The sequence below is a fragment of the Nostoc sp. genome (assembly GCF_036919495.1).
Taxonomy (GTDB): Bacteria; Cyanobacteriota; Cyanobacteriia; order Cyanobacteriales; family Nostocaceae; genus Nostoc.
Genome location: NZ_JBALBZ010000087.1, coordinates 40,251 through 55,478 on the forward strand (window position 1 = coordinate 40,251; position 15,228 = coordinate 55,478).

12 protein-coding genes are annotated in these 15,228 nt (G+C 43.2%); 1 reads left to right on the forward strand and 11 read right to left on the reverse strand.

Going from position 1 to position 15,228, the window contains the following annotated elements:
- Positions 1 to 48: 48 nt before the first annotated feature.
- From V7K25_RS12815 to nfi, 5 genes are all read right to left on the reverse strand, one after another.
- Positions 49 to 756, reverse strand: coding sequence for a tetratricopeptide repeat protein (locus V7K25_RS12815; RefSeq protein ID WP_335158435.1), 708 nt, complete (start codon positions 754 to 756; stop codon positions 49 to 51).
- 266 nt (positions 757 to 1,022) lie between these two features.
- Complete coding sequence (locus tag V7K25_RS12820) at positions 1,023 to 1,232, reverse strand: hypothetical protein (RefSeq protein ID WP_335158437.1); 210 nt, start codon at positions 1,230 to 1,232, stop codon at positions 1,023 to 1,025.
- Between the two features lie 122 nt (positions 1,233 to 1,354).
- Positions 1,355 to 3,310, reverse strand: coding sequence for an FHA domain-containing protein (locus V7K25_RS12825; protein WP_335158438.1), 1,956 nt, complete (start codon positions 3,308 to 3,310; stop codon positions 1,355 to 1,357).
- Between the two features lie 63 nt (positions 3,311 to 3,373).
- Positions 3,374 to 3,922, reverse strand: coding sequence for an FHA domain-containing protein (locus tag V7K25_RS12830; RefSeq protein WP_335158440.1), 549 nt, complete (start codon positions 3,920 to 3,922; stop codon positions 3,374 to 3,376).
- 230 nt (positions 3,923 to 4,152) lie between these two features.
- Positions 4,153 to 4,818: a deoxyribonuclease V gene (gene nfi / locus V7K25_RS12835; RefSeq protein ID WP_335158442.1), complete on the reverse strand. Its 666-nt coding sequence runs from the start codon at positions 4,816 to 4,818 to the stop codon at positions 4,153 to 4,155.
- A 240-nt stretch (positions 4,819 to 5,058) separates the two neighbouring features.
- Between nfi and V7K25_RS12840 the strand changes: the two genes are divergently transcribed.
- The gene (locus V7K25_RS12840) at positions 5,059 to 5,580 is read left to right on the forward strand and encodes a hypothetical protein (RefSeq protein ID WP_335158444.1); all 522 of its coding nucleotides are present in this window, start codon (positions 5,059 to 5,061) and stop codon (positions 5,578 to 5,580) included.
- A 152-nt stretch (positions 5,581 to 5,732) separates the two neighbouring features.
- On the opposite strand, the gene V7K25_RS12845 is transcribed toward V7K25_RS12840, so the two are convergent.
- From V7K25_RS12845 to lpxC, 6 genes are all read right to left on the reverse strand, one after another.
- Complete coding sequence (locus V7K25_RS12845) at positions 5,733 to 9,440, reverse strand: sensor domain-containing protein (protein WP_335158446.1); 3,708 nt, start codon at positions 9,438 to 9,440, stop codon at positions 5,733 to 5,735.
- Positions 9,441 to 9,916: 476 nt separating this feature from the next.
- Positions 9,917 to 11,170 (reverse strand): DNA cytosine methyltransferase, encoded by a 1,254-nt coding sequence (locus tag V7K25_RS12850; RefSeq protein WP_335158448.1) that lies wholly within the window; start codon positions 11,168 to 11,170, stop codon positions 9,917 to 9,919.
- Positions 11,171 to 11,280: 110 nt separating this feature from the next.
- The gene (gene lpxB, locus V7K25_RS12855; RefSeq protein WP_335158450.1) at positions 11,281 to 12,450 is read right to left on the reverse strand and encodes a lipid-A-disaccharide synthase; all 1,170 of its coding nucleotides are present in this window, start codon (positions 12,448 to 12,450) and stop codon (positions 11,281 to 11,283) included.
- A 170-nt stretch (positions 12,451 to 12,620) separates the two neighbouring features.
- Positions 12,621 to 13,439, reverse strand: a complete 819-nt coding sequence (gene lpxA, locus V7K25_RS12860) for an acyl-ACP--UDP-N-acetylglucosamine O-acyltransferase (protein WP_335158452.1) — start codon at positions 13,437 to 13,439, stop codon at positions 12,621 to 12,623.
- 313 nt (positions 13,440 to 13,752) lie between these two features.
- Entirely contained in the window at positions 13,753 to 14,283 is a 531-nt protein-coding gene (gene fabZ / locus V7K25_RS12865) for a 3-hydroxyacyl-ACP dehydratase FabZ (protein ID WP_335158453.1), read from the reverse strand.
- 94 nt (positions 14,284 to 14,377) lie between these two features.
- Complete coding sequence (gene lpxC, locus V7K25_RS12870; protein ID WP_335158455.1) at positions 14,378 to 15,226, reverse strand: UDP-3-O-acyl-N-acetylglucosamine deacetylase; 849 nt, start codon at positions 15,224 to 15,226, stop codon at positions 14,378 to 14,380.
- Between the last annotated feature and the right edge of the window lie 2 nt (positions 15,227 to 15,228).

Here is a 15,228-nt window from a genome sequence, read left to right on the forward strand (position 1 = left end):
CTTTGGTGTGGCATCAATTTGGTGTGATTTTTTGAAAGGGTGCGATCGTTAGCGATATGGTTTTCTTAAAAAGATTGCATAATTTCCCCGAACTCTTATCGTATCGGGATGACCTACACCCAAAATCTGCTCACAAATTGCCAAAGCTTGCTGATACAGGGGTTCAGCTTCGTTATAGCGTCCTATAGAACCGTAGAGTGCTGCGAGATTGTTCAAGATAGTAGCGACATTGGGATGGTTGTCTCCTAGTAAGCTTTTGTACAGTTCCAAAGCTTGCTGAAACAGGGGTTCGGCTTCGCTGTAGCGTCCTGTAGACTCGTAGAGTAATGCGAGATTATTCAGGCTAGTGGCGACATCGGGATGGTTGTCTCCCAGTAAGCGTTTAGTCAGTTCTAAAGCTTGCTGATACAGGGCTTGGGCTTCGCCGTAGCGCCCTGTAGAACGGTAAAGTTCTGCGAGATTGTTCAGGCTAGCCGCGACATCAGGATGTTTTAAACCAAGACGATTTTCAGCTATATCTTTACATAGTTTGTACCAAGGTTCTGCTTGCTGATAAAGTCCTTGACCGTAATAAAACCAGCCTAAACCTCTGAAAGGCCAAATTAAATCCTCGTGGCTGAGATATTGGGATAGATGGGTTGCAACTTCTGCAAGGTGAGGGATATGTGGAGTGAAATTGAAAATATCTTCACGGTTAGGCTGTTGAGGAATTCGCTTTGCCACGTTTACCATTATCGCTGCAAAAGCAGTTTTCACCTTATCCGCCTCGCTTGCAATTTTAACTTCATTGTCGATTGGGGGAATTGCCTCTGTGATTGTGGCAATTACGGGTTTAGTTAAAACTTTAGTACGCCCGATAAGCGAAAGAACAAAGTAGGGATATTGGCAAAGGCAAATTCTTCGCTTCGTTGCTATCCCGCCTCGGAATCAATTCCGAGGCTAATAGCTTAAGTCCGTTAAAACGGACTAAATTTTAGTTAATTTGAGTCAGCTTTAACTGACTTGTGCTGTTAACCTGCGATTTAAATCGCAGGCGGGCTGAAGGTATCGCCCATAACTTGAGCCTTTGAACCTGAACGTTGAGCCTTTGAACCTGAACGTTGAGCCTTTGAGCCTGGACATTGAGCCTCTGAACCTGAACGTTGCACCTTTTTGCTCGAACGTTGCACCTTTTTGCTCGAACGTTGCACCTTTTTGCTCGAACGTTGCACCTTTTTACTCGAACGTTGCACCTTTTTACTTGAACGTTGAGCCTTTTTACTCGAACGTTGAGTCTTTGAACCTCAAATTTGCGATTTGGTACTCAAAACAGTCAGGTAAATACTGTATTTCTTATGCCTTCTGCCTTCTTAAACTAAGGTGACTGATTTAACACCCACTTCACCCACTGCCCCAAGGAACTTACAACATTCAACCTTTGAACTCCAGGCGCACGGGCGGCGGCGAGTCCATCAACGGCGACTAATGCGGCGTATTGCAAGCCCAAGAAACTATCAACTGCTGCATAAGGGCCACCTAAAGTAATAGCTCCAGCAGCATACATTTGACCTCTATCACTACGCATTTCTACTAGTTCAAAATTGTTCGCTACAGTTAATCGCCCCAAATGATTCACTGGCAAGTTGTAATGTTTCACCAAATCTGCTATTAGAGGATTGGCATCTACCTTGGCATCCAGCCCAGTAGCGTCAACAATAAAGTCAGCTAACAATTTCATTTCCCCAAAGCTTTGTTCTCGAATACGGGTAATAGTCCGGTTTTGGGTATCTCGTTCTACATCCAGCACTTCACCGAAGGTAATTTGATACCAACCTTCGCTTATCCCTTGGGCAGTAATTTGCTGCCAGTCGTGGCGGTCGGCGGTGGTAGTTCCACCCCAGTCTGCTAGTAAACGCTTGCGTTCATCGGGGGTGGCTTTTTCTAACATTGCCCGGAGTTCGCCGCCCCAACAGGCTTTAGGCCAGTTAAAGGGTTGAAATTCGTAATGATTTTTGACTAGGCGCTGGGTATTTTGAAATTTGTTGCCTTGAGGTTTTGGCGATCGCATTAAATGCAAAACTGCAATATTCCGATTTCTTTTTCTAGCTTCATAAATGCGCTGTATAATCCGCGAAGCCACAATTCCCCGCCCTCGAATCAATACCGTACCACCTTGTTGCTCTAGTTGCTCATAAACGTGATCGTGTGCTTCATAAGCATTGACGACAGATTTAAAATCTTGATATTTTTCTCTATAAGCTTGCAAATCTGGGAGAAACTGAATTGCTGGATACCCAGTAGCTAAATGTAAATAACGACTAACTAAAAAAGCATAATTTCCTGGGGCGCGAGAATAGGCTATACAATACCTGCCATCATCAGTTTTGCGAATTCCCCTAACTCGTCCATAGCGATAAATTTGATTCCAGCTAATGCGCTTCGCCTCCCTATCTATGGAATCAAAGACATTACCCGCACGGGGAGTATAAGTTTCTGCAAATGTAGGTTCAGCAAACACTTGCCACAAATACTTGAATGCTGATTTTATCTGTCCCTTGCTGCAATCGTGCCAAGCCTCACGCAAAGCATAACTAGGCCAGCCCCAAATATTATCAGGACAAGAGTCAGAATTAGAGCGCAGTCTTTCATATAAGGGAATTTGCGAATTCAAACAAAGGCGCTTGTAACGAGCATAAGGTTCCGCCTCTAATCCCAAAGCCACAATTTTGTCAGCACGAACACCACTAATTCGCAGCAAATCAGCCCAAACAAAGCTACCCAGTCCTGCCCCAATCGCTAGATAATCAGATTCATCTACTGGCAGTCCCGTAGCATGAAGTGCTTGCACAGCAACATTTAGTGCCTGAAACGCTAGCGGCGGGAAATTACTTGTCAAGGGCGTTATAGGCTGGGCTACAGGCAAGCTGGGGTCTGGAAGATTGGTATTTGCGTTGAAGTGAATCGTTGAAGGAGGGCTAGTATCTGGTGCGGGTACGTTAGCAGTAAATGTCACTGTTATTAAATAGGGGCCAATTTGTAATGTATCCCCATTAGCCAGAACACTGCGCGTTTGTGGTTGACCATTGACATACACACCGTTAACGCTGCCTTGGTCAATTACCACCAGATGGTCTTGTTCCCAGTCAATTAGGGCATGGTAACGAGAAACTTCGTTACTGTTAAGCAACATCCGAGAAACCCGTACTCCCCTGAGTTCAGCAGGTAAACGAGCGAATTCTCGACCAAAAGCGATCGGCATACTCAACCTTGGTTCTCGCCGTTCACCCGTCGCTGGATCGTCCCAACTCAATTGGATTTGTTCATTAGTCATTAGTCATTAGTCATTAGTCATTTGGAAAAAACTCTTGTACAGACGCGATTAATCGCGTCTCTCCTAATTCCCTGCTACCAAAACACTCACAGCCGCAGCTAAAGATGTTCCACACCAATGACAGCCAATTTGTAGATTCTCTCCTGGGGAAACTTTATGACATTTGGGGCATTCTAAGCCATAAATTCCTGGCGGTGGTGCAGGGGGTATTGATGGATGGTGATGATGTCCAATAGGTACTGGTGGATGTGGTGGCAGCAAAATTGTTGCTGGAATGCTAGCTGTAGAAATGCTAGTAACGTTGAGTTTTGTTTGTCCTAAAGTGATACTACTGCCTTGAATTAAAGGCATTTCACCTTGGACTAATTGCCGTCCATCGATAAGGGGGGGATTTTGCGATCGCAAATTCCTAATATAAAAGTGCTGTTGCTGGTGATGAAAAAATATTTCAATGTGTAAACCAGAGACAGTAGGGTGGCTCAGAACAATATCGCACCGGAGTGGGTCACGACCAATGCGAACAGTGCCAAGATTTTTACTTGGCTGTTGTTCGTAAATGTTCTGAGTTTTATCTTGCCCTGCATCGTGCCACTGTAAAGTTAGTGCGTTCATTGTTCTAACTTCGTAAATCGTATTTAGCTACTTCAACTTCTTTCTGTGCGATTCCTAACACGATTGAGTCGGTACAAGCAAGTATTTAGAAAAAACTTCAATAAGTTTTAGACCTCTTGCATAAATCAAAAAAAAAGAACCCCACCCCGCCAAAGCTACGCTTTGTCTCCCCTCCCGAAAAGCGGGGAGGGGTTGGGAATGGGGTGTTAGGGACTTTTGCAAGAGGTCTATTATCTATCCGATGCCAATTTATCAGCAATGCGCGTCGTTTCTGGCAGCCGATATTTAGGCGTGCAGCGTAATACATAGTCAATCGCCGTGGGTAAACTAATTCGATGACCACTGGAGATGTACAGAGGTTTTACTCCTGTGCGCGATCGCAAAACTGCCCCAACCGTTTCGCCTTTATATATAAGTGGTTGGCTGCTGCCTTTTGTTTCTGGCAATTCCTCATACTTACCTACTAACCTGGACTTAGCTACACCAATTGTCGGCATATCTATAAGTAACCCTAAATGGCTAGCTATACCTAATCTGCGAGGATGGGCAATTCCTTGACCATCACACAGGATGATATCTGGTGTTGTTTTAATCTTCTCCAGCGCATCGAGAACAGCTGGAATTTCCCGAAATGAGAGGAACCCAGGAACATAAGGAAAGGTCGTAGGACGGTATGCTAGGCTTGTCTCGATTACTTGCAAATCAGGAAAACTCAGTACTGCGACAGCTGCACGGCTAATGGTTCCATCAGCTTCAAAACCCATATCCACCCCGGCAACGTGCTGGACAGGTTCTTGTAGTTGATCCTCAGTAATTACTCGATCTCGCAGCTTTTCTTGGATAACGATGGCTTCTTCCAACGTCGAGGGCCAAGCATGATCTCGATAAAACTTCATATTGAAAATTGGAATTAAACTGATTAATATTAATCCTGTTATGGCAAGCACAAAAACAAGAGTTTTTGATATAGATACAGGGAAAATCTATTTTTTGCAAAAGTTTGTGAATGACTATCTTTATCCTAGACATTTTAGCCAAGATTAGCTGATATCTTGCATCATAATGTTACTTAAGGCTGTCAAGAGGGAATCCTGAGAATATAAGTTTATTTTTCTAGATTTTCTCTTTTACTGGTTATGACACAGCCAAATATTCTGGAGCTTGCAAGACAGGGAGACACGCAGGCGATCGCATCTCTGATGAACCGCCACCTACACCCCAAAGGGATCAACGCACAAGTTGCCTTCCAAGATACTTGCTTGGAGGTAATACTAGAATCTGCCCAAGTGCTAAATCAGCATATTTTAGTTGCATTTATCCGTAAAGGGTTAACCGCTTTAGGGGTTTCATCTATTGAAATAGTGAAAGTTTACGGGCAACAAACTGGTCAAGAGTTTCCAGTTTGGAGTAAAGAGTTTAATTTAGGCATAGCAGAAGCTGACCTAGAAGCATTAGATGATGAACATTTTTCTAGTAATCCTCAATCGCTAACTATTTGTATTAACTTAAGTGGCGATACTGCACAGCGATTAACAAACCAAGATTTTGAATTTATTGCTAATCAAATTAGCACTGATATTTTATCATCTTGTTCTGAAGTTCTTATTCAAAAAGTAAGTATTAGTAATGGTAGTTCTGTGATTACAAAGGAACGTTAGTGTTTCAAGCTCACCCCTAGGCGCAGAAAAGTGTCTAAAATTGATGTTTTTCTAACAATTATAATAAATTAAAGTATCTTTTCAATATTGGACTTCAAAGATTTTCAAAAGACGAAATCAAAGCTGAACATAGGCGTTAAATATAGCATGTCTTAATTTAGCTGAAAGTACAAGCTAGATGCGATTAATGTATCTACTAAGTTCCTATCAAGTGGTCGAGAGAAAATATATCCTTGTGCGTGCTTGCATTTTTTAATTTGAAGCTGTGTTAATTGCTCTCTTGTTTCTATACCCTCGGCTATTACATCTATGTTAAGACTTTGTGCTAGAGAAATAATCGCCTGAACAATTTCCAAGTTTTCTCCATTAGCACCAATGTTCATAACAAATGAACGATCAATCTTTAATGCACTAAAGTGAAAATGGTGCAGGTAACTCAAGGATGAATAACCTGTGCCAAAATCATCTAGATGTAACTGAATGTCCATCTGTTGTAATTCCAAAAGCATAGCAGTCGCTGAGTCAGAATTTTTCATCAGTACGGTTTCAGTAATCTCCAACTTTAAACTGCTGCCTTGTAGACCAGAATCTAGTAAAATTTGGCGAATTTCCTCAATCAAATTGGGGTGGAAAAACTGTTTACTAGAAATATTTACACTGATGCTTAAGGTTGGGTTAGTAGGAAATTTCAATTGCCAAGCCCGCATCTGACGACAAGCTTCGCGTAACACCCAATAACCAATCGGTACAATCAGCCCAGTTTCTTCTGCTAAGGGAATAAACCTGTCTGGAGAAACAAATCCATCTTCAGGATGTTGCCAGCGCACAAGAGCCTCAAAGCCGATAATCTGATAAGTTTCTAACGAGACAATTGGCTGATAGTAAACCTGAAATTCTTGGCGTTCAATTGCCCGTCGTAGATCCATTTCTAACTGTAATAACTGGGCAGCTTGAGTGTACATACTAAAATCAAATATTTCATAGCGTGCTTTTCCTAATGCTTTAGCACGGTACATTGCAATGTCAGCGTCACGGATGAGTTCTTCTGGCAGATTATAAGTGCTTGTGCCTAAAGCGATACCAATACTTACAGTAGTAATTACTTCATTTCCCCGAAGATTGAAAGCTCCTGTCAAAGCTGCATTTATTCTGTTCGCTACATTTTTTACATCGTTTAAATCTTTGATATCATCTAATAAAATTGTGAACTCATCTCCACCTAAACGGGCAACTGTATCTCCTGCACGGAGACACCTTTCTAATCTGCGTGCCAGGGCCATTAGCAATTGATCCCCAATTATATGACCAAGGCTATCGTTAATAACTTTAAAGCGATCCACATCTAGGAACAGAATAGCGAATCTGTAGTCTGAATGACGTTTTGTTAATGCCAGCGCCTGTTCCAACCTTTCGATAAATAAAGCACGGTTTGGCAGTCCAGTTAGTGAATCGTGAAAAACATCATGAATTAATTGCGCTTCGGTTTGTTTTTGCTCCGTAATATTCAACACCGTACCAATGAAGCGGAGCGGTTTTCCGTTTGCATCAAAGTAGGCTTGCCCTTTCGCTCTCAGCCAGCGTTCAACTTTATCCTGAATGCCAATTGTTCGATACTCAGCATCATAAGAGCCACCTGATGCTGGGTTAAACGCCTCTTGAATAATTTCCTGAAGACGATCGCAATCATCGGGATGTAAGCCCTCAAAAAATGCCTCTATACTACTCTCGGCATCGGGCGGTAGCCCAAACATGGCTTTGCAGCCAGTATCCAATTTCAATTCTCCTGTAACCAGATTCCAATCCCAAGTTCCCAATTGGGCAGAGGCGATCGCCATCCGCAAGCGGTCTTCATTCTCCCGCAGGGCTATCTCAGACTGTTTGCGATCGCTAATATCCTTGAACAGGATAGCCACTTTGCGTCTCTCCGGTTCCTCAGTGCGAAACGCATAAACTTCAAACCAGCGATTCATCGCCTCAGAGCCATTTTCAAAGCGAACGGGTTCACCCGTTAGAGCCACTCTGCCATAAGTCTTAAACCAAAATTCTTCCATATTGGGAACGAGTTGGCGTAACGTTTTACCCTCTGCCTGTTGGAGTCCGGTTTGTTGCTCAAATGCAGGGTTAATTTCTAGGAAGCGATAATCAATCGGCGTATTGTTTGCATCAAACAACATCTCAATAACGCAAAAGCCGTCTTCCATTGTTTCAAACAGCGTGCGATAGCGTTCCTCAGATCGCCGCAGGGCTTCCTCTGCTTGTTTGCGATCGGTGATATCAATAACTGAGCCGATGTAGCCCTTATACTGCCCATCTGCCTCATACCAGGGACTTGCTGCATCAATTGCCCAACTATATTCACCATCCTGACGGCGTAAACGGTATTCTGCTCGAAAGGCTTTGTGATGGATATTAGCGCTTATAAATGTTTCTCGAACAAATGCAAAATCCTCTGGATGCACCGCATTCAGCCAACCAAACCCCAGCCCTGTTGCTTCAGTTTGTCCTGTGAATTCATACCAACTTTGACTGAGATAGGTGCAGTATCCGGTGGCATCCGTCACCCAAACCATTACAGGTGCATTGTCTGCCATTGTACGGAATCGTTCTTCACTCTGGCGCAGGGCTTCATCTACCTGAATCTGCTCGGTGATCTCTTGACAGACGGTATGGATGCCAATTATCTGCTCGCCATCCTTTAACGGCAAAAAGCTCTCCAGCCAGACACGCTCTACTCCCGGTTGTGCCGGAGTTTTCCCCCGAATTTCGATGTTTAGTAGCGGTTCTCCCGTTTCTAAGATAGGACGCAGCAACTCTTCGGCAGTATCCGCGATGTTAGGCAGTAACTCTCGAATTGTTCGTCCAATGTGTTCCTCTACGGAAAATCCATTGATCTCTGCCAATCGCTGGTTAATTCGCACAAAGCGTAGGTTGGTATCGAGAACATTTAACCCGATTGGAACAGACTGGTAGATACTTTCAATCTCAGCCAGTTGCCGTTGCAGCGTTGCCCTGCTTTCCTGTAACTCTGCTTCTGCCTGCTTGCGATGCGTCATATTTTGGATGAGTACCATGCCTGCAAAAATCTCACCCTGCTCACTGCGTACAGGCAAAGTATGTACTTCATAAACCTGATTAGAGTAAAGCACTTCCTGGACTGAAACTTCGCCTTTTAGTGCTGCACGATACAACGGTTCAATTTGCTCACAGGTTTCTGGAGGCAGGGCTTCCCAAATGGTTTGCCCCACTAGTGCCGCTCCATCTAATCGCAATTGTTTGATTTCGCTACCTTCTATGAGCAAAAAGCGCAAGTCATGGTCAAACAGATGAACTGCGCTATTGGGGATGTGTTGTGTTAGGGTTCGATACAAGGCTTCCCGTTCTGCCAGGACTGCATTTGCCTGTTCTAATTGGGCAGTCCGTTCGGCAACACGCTGTTCTAGTTCTTGGTTGGCGCGTTGTAGGGGAACTTCGGTCTCTTTCTGCTGGGTCATGTCACGGGCAACGCAGTATATCAATCCCCGGACAATCTGCGGTGATGCTGTCCAACCCAGCCATCGGTAGCAGCCATCTTTCGTCCGGTAACGATTCTCGAAATTGAGCGTTGGTATCCCGGTTTTCACCTTCTCCATTTCTGCTAACGTGGCGAAGTGGTCGTCTGGATGCACGAAGTCTAAAAAAGGACTGGCTAATAATTCTGCTTCTGAGTGGCCAAGGGTTTGGGTAAATGCAGGATTGATCCGCTTAAAGTAGCCATCCAGACCAATGACCGACAGCAGATCGAGCGATCGCTCAAAGAAGAAGGCTTCTTCGGATAAAACCAATCGATTCACGGGTGAGGCAACAGGATCTTTAGAGGTCATAACAGAATTACAGAGCAAATAAAGCGGAATTATCGCAAAGCAGACGAGATAAGTTGGGGTAATTTAGTACTCAAGCCCTAACACTACTTAAGAGGGGAGCATATCAGGATAGTTAAGATTTTTTCCATCCGCAGTTAACAAAGAATAATCGTAAAATCTGGCTTTAACAACAATCAGTTGGTCAGACAGGTCGCTATAGAAGCCGCTTAATTGAATTGCATCAGTTACTATTGGCAAAAACAAATTCAATAGTTGTACACCATAATAAGCTAAAGCAACTTATAAACATTTATCAACAACCAAAAGTATAACTATTCTCTTTTACTCTACCAAATTGACTATTTTTCAGTAAGAAAGAATGCTGATTCGCTAATCTTACTCAATCAGCAAAATCTCTAGATGAGCAAAAGTTTGCCACAATTTTACCTAAAGCTCTACTTAGCCCAACCTTACACATATTACAGAGCGTATTCTTACTAATCACGCTGATAATATTGTTCCGCTTGCGACATATTAAACTGTAATAGCTTTTCCTCTGGCAACTTGTATGCCAAAATTGGCTTACAAGGCGAAATATTCAAATTGCGAATAATTTCTGCCGCCACAGCCTTTGCTAGTAAAGGTGGTACAGAGTTACCAACTTGCCGAAATCCATGCCATTTAGTTACATGAAATCTAAACCAATCGGGGTAAGAATGTAATCTCGCCGCTTCCCTGACTGTAATGCAACGCGGCGTAATTGGATGAATCGGTCTAGGCGATGTGAAAGAACCCCTATACTTGTCTGTTCCCGCTCTTAAAGTATTACAGACACCAGCAGGATGCAGTTTATAAAAACGACTAATTTTTTCTCTCTCGCCTTGTTGAGTCTCCTGAAAACGTTGAATAGTTTCCGCAGAATGTTTTGTTCTTAAACTTGAAGAAAGTATTCGCAAATCATATTCTCGCTTATAAGAATAATCATCGTCTAAGCATTTGATACCGCGAAGTACAAGAGCATAGTTACTAGGTTTTTCGTATTCTGCTACAACCCAATCTCTTGTTATTAACTCTGAATATTTTTCTATTTCAGGTAAATCCCCAATTGCATCCAATACTGTAGGGCTTAATGGTATATCAAATATTTTTTTAGAAGTTAAATTATTTGGTAATGCTTGTTTAGTAATCGGCTGAGGATATTTCGGTAACTCTACATCCTGCCTTGCACCTATAAGAAATAATCTCTCACGCGACTGTGGTACTCCATAATGTGCAGCGTTGAGAACTTGGTAATTTTCTTCTACTTTATAGCCGTGAATTCTAAACTCGCTAATTAAGGATTGGAGGATTTGTTTATGTTTGCCAACTGTAATCCCCCGAACATTTTCCATTACAAAAAACTTTGGTTTCAGCTCAAAAACTAGCCGATGAAAATGAAACACCAAAGAGTTTCGGGGATCATCAATAGCCCGTTTTCCAATTAGAGAAAACCCTTGACATGGGGATCCAGAAATTACCACATCAATTTCGCGATCGCCAATCTCAGACCGATTCCTAATTTCTTCCCCGGTTGTATCCACAACACTTTTACATAACACTGAGCAATAAGGGAAGTTAAACTCATGTGTTGCACAGTGGATCGGGTCAATTTCCACAGACGCTAGGACATCAAAGCCAGCTTGTTCAAAGCCAAGAGTCATACCCCCCGCACCGGCGAATAAGTCAACAGCGATCGCTCTTTGTTTTTTCATCTCATAAGCCATGACACCTCTAAAGAGATTGGGATTGGGTATCACGTATTAAATATACAAAATTTTCCCTACTCCCCACTTTGTACAGACGCGATTAATCGCGTCTCTCCCTACTCGCCATTCCCCGATACCATTTGGAAAATTTCTTGAGCAACGCGATCGCAAACCCCAACTTCTCCTAAACTTTGCCGCATTTCTTGATAATCCGCCAAAGTTTGCGCTCTGCGACTGGGATTGAGTAGCAGTTCCATCGCTGCTTGGATAACATTCTCTGGTGTGGCTTGCTCTTGTAAAAATTCTGGCACAATCGGCTTCATCACCACTAAATTAGGTGGTGATGCAAAGGTTACAGAACCTTTGAGGATTTTACGAGCTATCCAAGCAGTCAGGGAACTTAAACGGTAAACTACAACTTGCGGCACATTTAACAGAGCAAGTTCTAGGTTGACAGTACCAGATTTACTAATGGCTAAATCAGCAGCAGCAAAAACTTCCATTTGTTGACCTGATATAATTGTCGCTCGTAAACCGTAACGCTCAATAGCCTGCTCAATTGGCTGTCTATAGACTTCCAACGACAGAGGAATCCAGAAATGAACTTCAGGTAATTTCGCTTGAATAGTTTGGGCGGCTTGAAAAATAATTGGTAAAAGATATTTTAGTTCTTGGCGGCGAGAGGCGGGGAGAAGTGCGATCGCAATTTGTTCTGGTGCAATTCCCAATGTTGCACGGGCTGCTTGGCGACTGGGAGCGTCTTGGATTCGGTCAACCAAAGGATGCCCTACCCAACTAACTTCTGCCCCTTTCTCACGAAAGTAACGAGCTTCTTGTGGAAAAATTGCCAACAGCTTATCTGTAAAACTAACAATCCGGTTAGTTCTACGCAAACTTATTGACCAAGCCCACTCTTGGGGAGCAATGTAATACACCACAGGCACATCTGGTAATTGCTGTTTCATATAAGTCCCAATTTCCAGATTGGGAGTCATATAATCGATCAGCACCACCAAGTCAGGTGGATTTTGTTTTAAGAAAGCGATCGCCTGACGTTGCACCTGGAGAGTTGGTAAAAGATAAGGCAAACCTTCTAGAATACCCATTGAGCCAATACTACTGGTATTTCCCAACAGAATTGCGCCAGCCTCCACCATTTTTTCGCCACCCAGCGCCACAATCTCTAATTCCAACCCAATTGCTACAGCTTGACGCTTCAGCGCTGTAATTAGCAGCGACCCTTGTAAATCGCCAGATACTTCGCCAGTGCTGATAAATATCCGCATTTGATAATTAAAGTTAGGAAATAAATAGTTAGGAGTGAGGAGTTAGGAGTGAGGAGTTAAAAATTTAAGTCATCAACTTACAACTCATAATCTTAAATAGTTAGGAGTGAGGAGTTAAAAATTTGAGTCATCACTCCTAAACTCATAACTCCTAACTCCTAACTTATAATTCACGATTCATCACTAACGCCTTTTTTTGCCCTACCGGGAATCAAACCACGTCTTCCTGGCATCTGAGAAAGTAGTAGGAAACGTCGCAAATGCTGCAACTGTTCGCTATTCCCTAACAATTCCAACTCTTCTAAAGCATCTTTAAAGGGTAAATCAGAACGGTAGAGAATGCGGAAGGCTTTTTTGAGCATTTGTAAATCTGTTGAGTCCATACCAGACCGTTTAAGTCCGACAAGGTTGAGGGTTCTTACCCGCGCCGGATTTCCCTCCACTAGCATATATGGGGCCACATCCCGGTCAATCCGTGCCATGCCTCCCACCATTGCCTGTCTACCAATATGCACAAATTGATGGACACCTAAAACCCCACTCAGCCTAGCGCGTGATTCTATATGGACATGACCTGCCAACGCCACAGAGTTAGCAATCACTACCTGGTCTTCAATCACGCAGTTATGAGCCACATGAACATAAGCCATCAGTAAGTTACCATCACCAATCACTGTTGCTTCACCAGCACCAGTAGCACGGTTAATGGTAACGTACTCACGAATCAAGTTGTTATCACCAATTTTGACCCAGGTTGGTTCTCCCACAAACTTGAGATCCTGGGGTTCCATACCGATGGCTGCACCTGTAAAAATCTGATTTTGCGCCCCAATTTCACAAGGCCCTTCTAACACGGCATGAGCGCCGATTATTGTTTCAGGGCCCACTTTGACATGCGCTCCAATCACAGCATAGGCACCGACTTGCACTGTATGGTGGAGTTCCGATTTCGGATGAATTACAGCAGTTGGATGAATTAGCGTTTTCAAGGGTGAATCTCCAGAACTGTCTTGATAAGCCAGCGCCGGGTGGGGTTTTTAAAGCAGTGCGTTACCCTGGTTAAGAGAGTTTTACTGACTGCCGTCCCATTGAGGCGACTGGCATTGTTGAGGGTTAAATATTTCAGTGAACGAAAGTGTCTGGCAAAGCAAGTTAAGTGTGTTCGTGAGTGCGTCTCGTAAAGAGGGCGTCGAAAATCAATAAATTATTCAAATGCTGTTGTGGATTTTTTTTAACTGCGATCCTTTTTCAGGATTCAGTAAAGGCATTTCACGGCTATGCCAATACCACGAAAGCAAACTTTTAATTAACTAGAGAAAACATTAATTCCCCTTCACAAGCAAGTTGACCATCAACTTCGGCACGACCTTGCATCTTACCGAAACGACGTTGTTTTACCCATAACAGTTCCACTGTTATTACTAGTTGATCCCCCGGTACAACCTGGCGGCGAAAACGGACTTTATCGATACCAGCGAAGACGAACAGTCCGCCTTCTACCGAAGACATTTGAGTTAAAACAATGCCCCCAACTTGTGCCATTGCTTCTACAATTAGCACCCCCGGCATCAGTGGACGTCCTGGGAAATGTCCTGGAAAATGGGGTTCGTTGATAGTGACATTTTTAACTCCAACAGCTTTTTTACCTGGAACGTAGTCAATTATTTTGTCTACAAGTAAAAATGGGTAACGGTGGGGTAGCAATTTCTGAATTTCTTCAGATGTAAAGGTTGTTTTAATCTCAGATATGATTGTAGTCTCATTTATAGCTTCTGATTCAGTAGATATCGGTGTAGTTGTATCGATGGTATTCACTTCAGTGAGGATTGACATTGGCCGTATAGTTGATTTTTCATCTGAAAGTTGAGTAGGCAAGCGTATGTCGAAAGCCTTAATAATCCTGAACTTTAAACTTTAAATCTAAAATCTAAAATCCAAAATCTAAAATTCTCTGAGCCAGTTGAATGTGTAAATTGTGGCTGGCTTTATACGCTAAGAAATGAGCAATAGGAAAAGTTCCTAGTAAACTTAAATCTCCTACTAAATCCAAGATTTTATGACGGACTGGCTCATTTGCAAATCTTAATGGTGGATTTAACCACCCTTCTGACCCACAAACAAGTGCATTATCCAAACTGCCACCTTTAATTAACCCTGTTTTTTGTAAGTGTTCAATTTGATGCAGTAACCCAAAAGTCCGAGCGGGAGCAATTTGTGCAGCAAAGCTAGCAGAAGCTTTTTCTAGTTCGGTGGTTAGTGACCAACTGTGCCATTGATTACCAATGGCTGGCAGGTCAAAATCAATACCGTAACTAAAACGGGTTTCTGGTGCTGGCAGGGCACATACAAAGGCATCGCCTTGATAGACCCATATTGGTTCTGTAATAGCCTTGGGAACTTGGTTGTTAAAGGGCTGTGATACTAGGCCAACTTGGGCAATGTTGGCTGTCCATACACTTGCTGAACCATCTAAAAGTGGAACTTCTGGGCCATCAATTTCAATCCGGGCATTATCCACACCCATACCCGAAAGCGCAGCCAACAAATGTTCTACCGTGCGGACTGCTACCTCATCCTTGCCCAACTGAGTTGAGAGAACAGTGTGATTAACTGCCGCAACTTGGGCTGGAATGATCGGCAAATCCAGTAAATCTACCCGTACAAAGTAGCGTCCACTTCCCGCCTCAGCTGGTAGTATCCGCACCTGGGTACTAACACCGCTATGCAATCCCACCCCTATTTGGGTAATTTCCCCAGCTAGAGTGTGCTGTTGCATAG

Bases quoted from the DNA above. Each gene is read 5' to 3' on its own strand.
- V7K25_RS12825 (WP_335158438.1), bottom strand. From the start codon at position 3,310: ATGACTAATGAACAAATCCAATTGAGTTGGGACGATCCAGCGACGGGT.
- V7K25_RS12830 (WP_335158440.1), bottom strand. From the start codon at position 3,922: ATGAACGCACTAACTTTACAGTGGCACGATGCAGGGCAAGATAAAACT.
- nfi (WP_335158442.1), bottom strand. From the start codon at position 4,818: ATGAAGTTTTATCGAGATCATGCTTGGCCCTCGACGTTGGAAGAAGCC.
- V7K25_RS12840 (WP_335158444.1), top strand. From the start codon at position 5,059: ATGACACAGCCAAATATTCTGGAGCTTGCAAGACAGGGAGACACGCAG.
- V7K25_RS12845 (WP_335158446.1), bottom strand. From the start codon at position 9,440: ATGACCTCTAAAGATCCTGTTGCCTCACCCGTGAATCGATTGGTTTTA.
- V7K25_RS12850 (WP_335158448.1), bottom strand. From the start codon at position 11,170: ATGAAAAAACAAAGAGCGATCGCTGTTGACTTATTCGCCGGTGCGGGG.
- lpxB (WP_335158450.1), bottom strand. From the start codon at position 12,450: ATGCGGATATTTATCAGCACTGGCGAAGTATCTGGCGATTTACAAGGG.
- fabZ (WP_335158453.1), bottom strand. From the start codon at position 14,283: ATGTCAATCCTCACTGAAGTGAATACCATCGATACAACTACACCGATA.
- lpxC (WP_335158455.1), bottom strand. From the start codon at position 15,226: ATGCAACAGCACACTCTAGCTGGGGAAATTACCCAAATAGGGGTGGGA.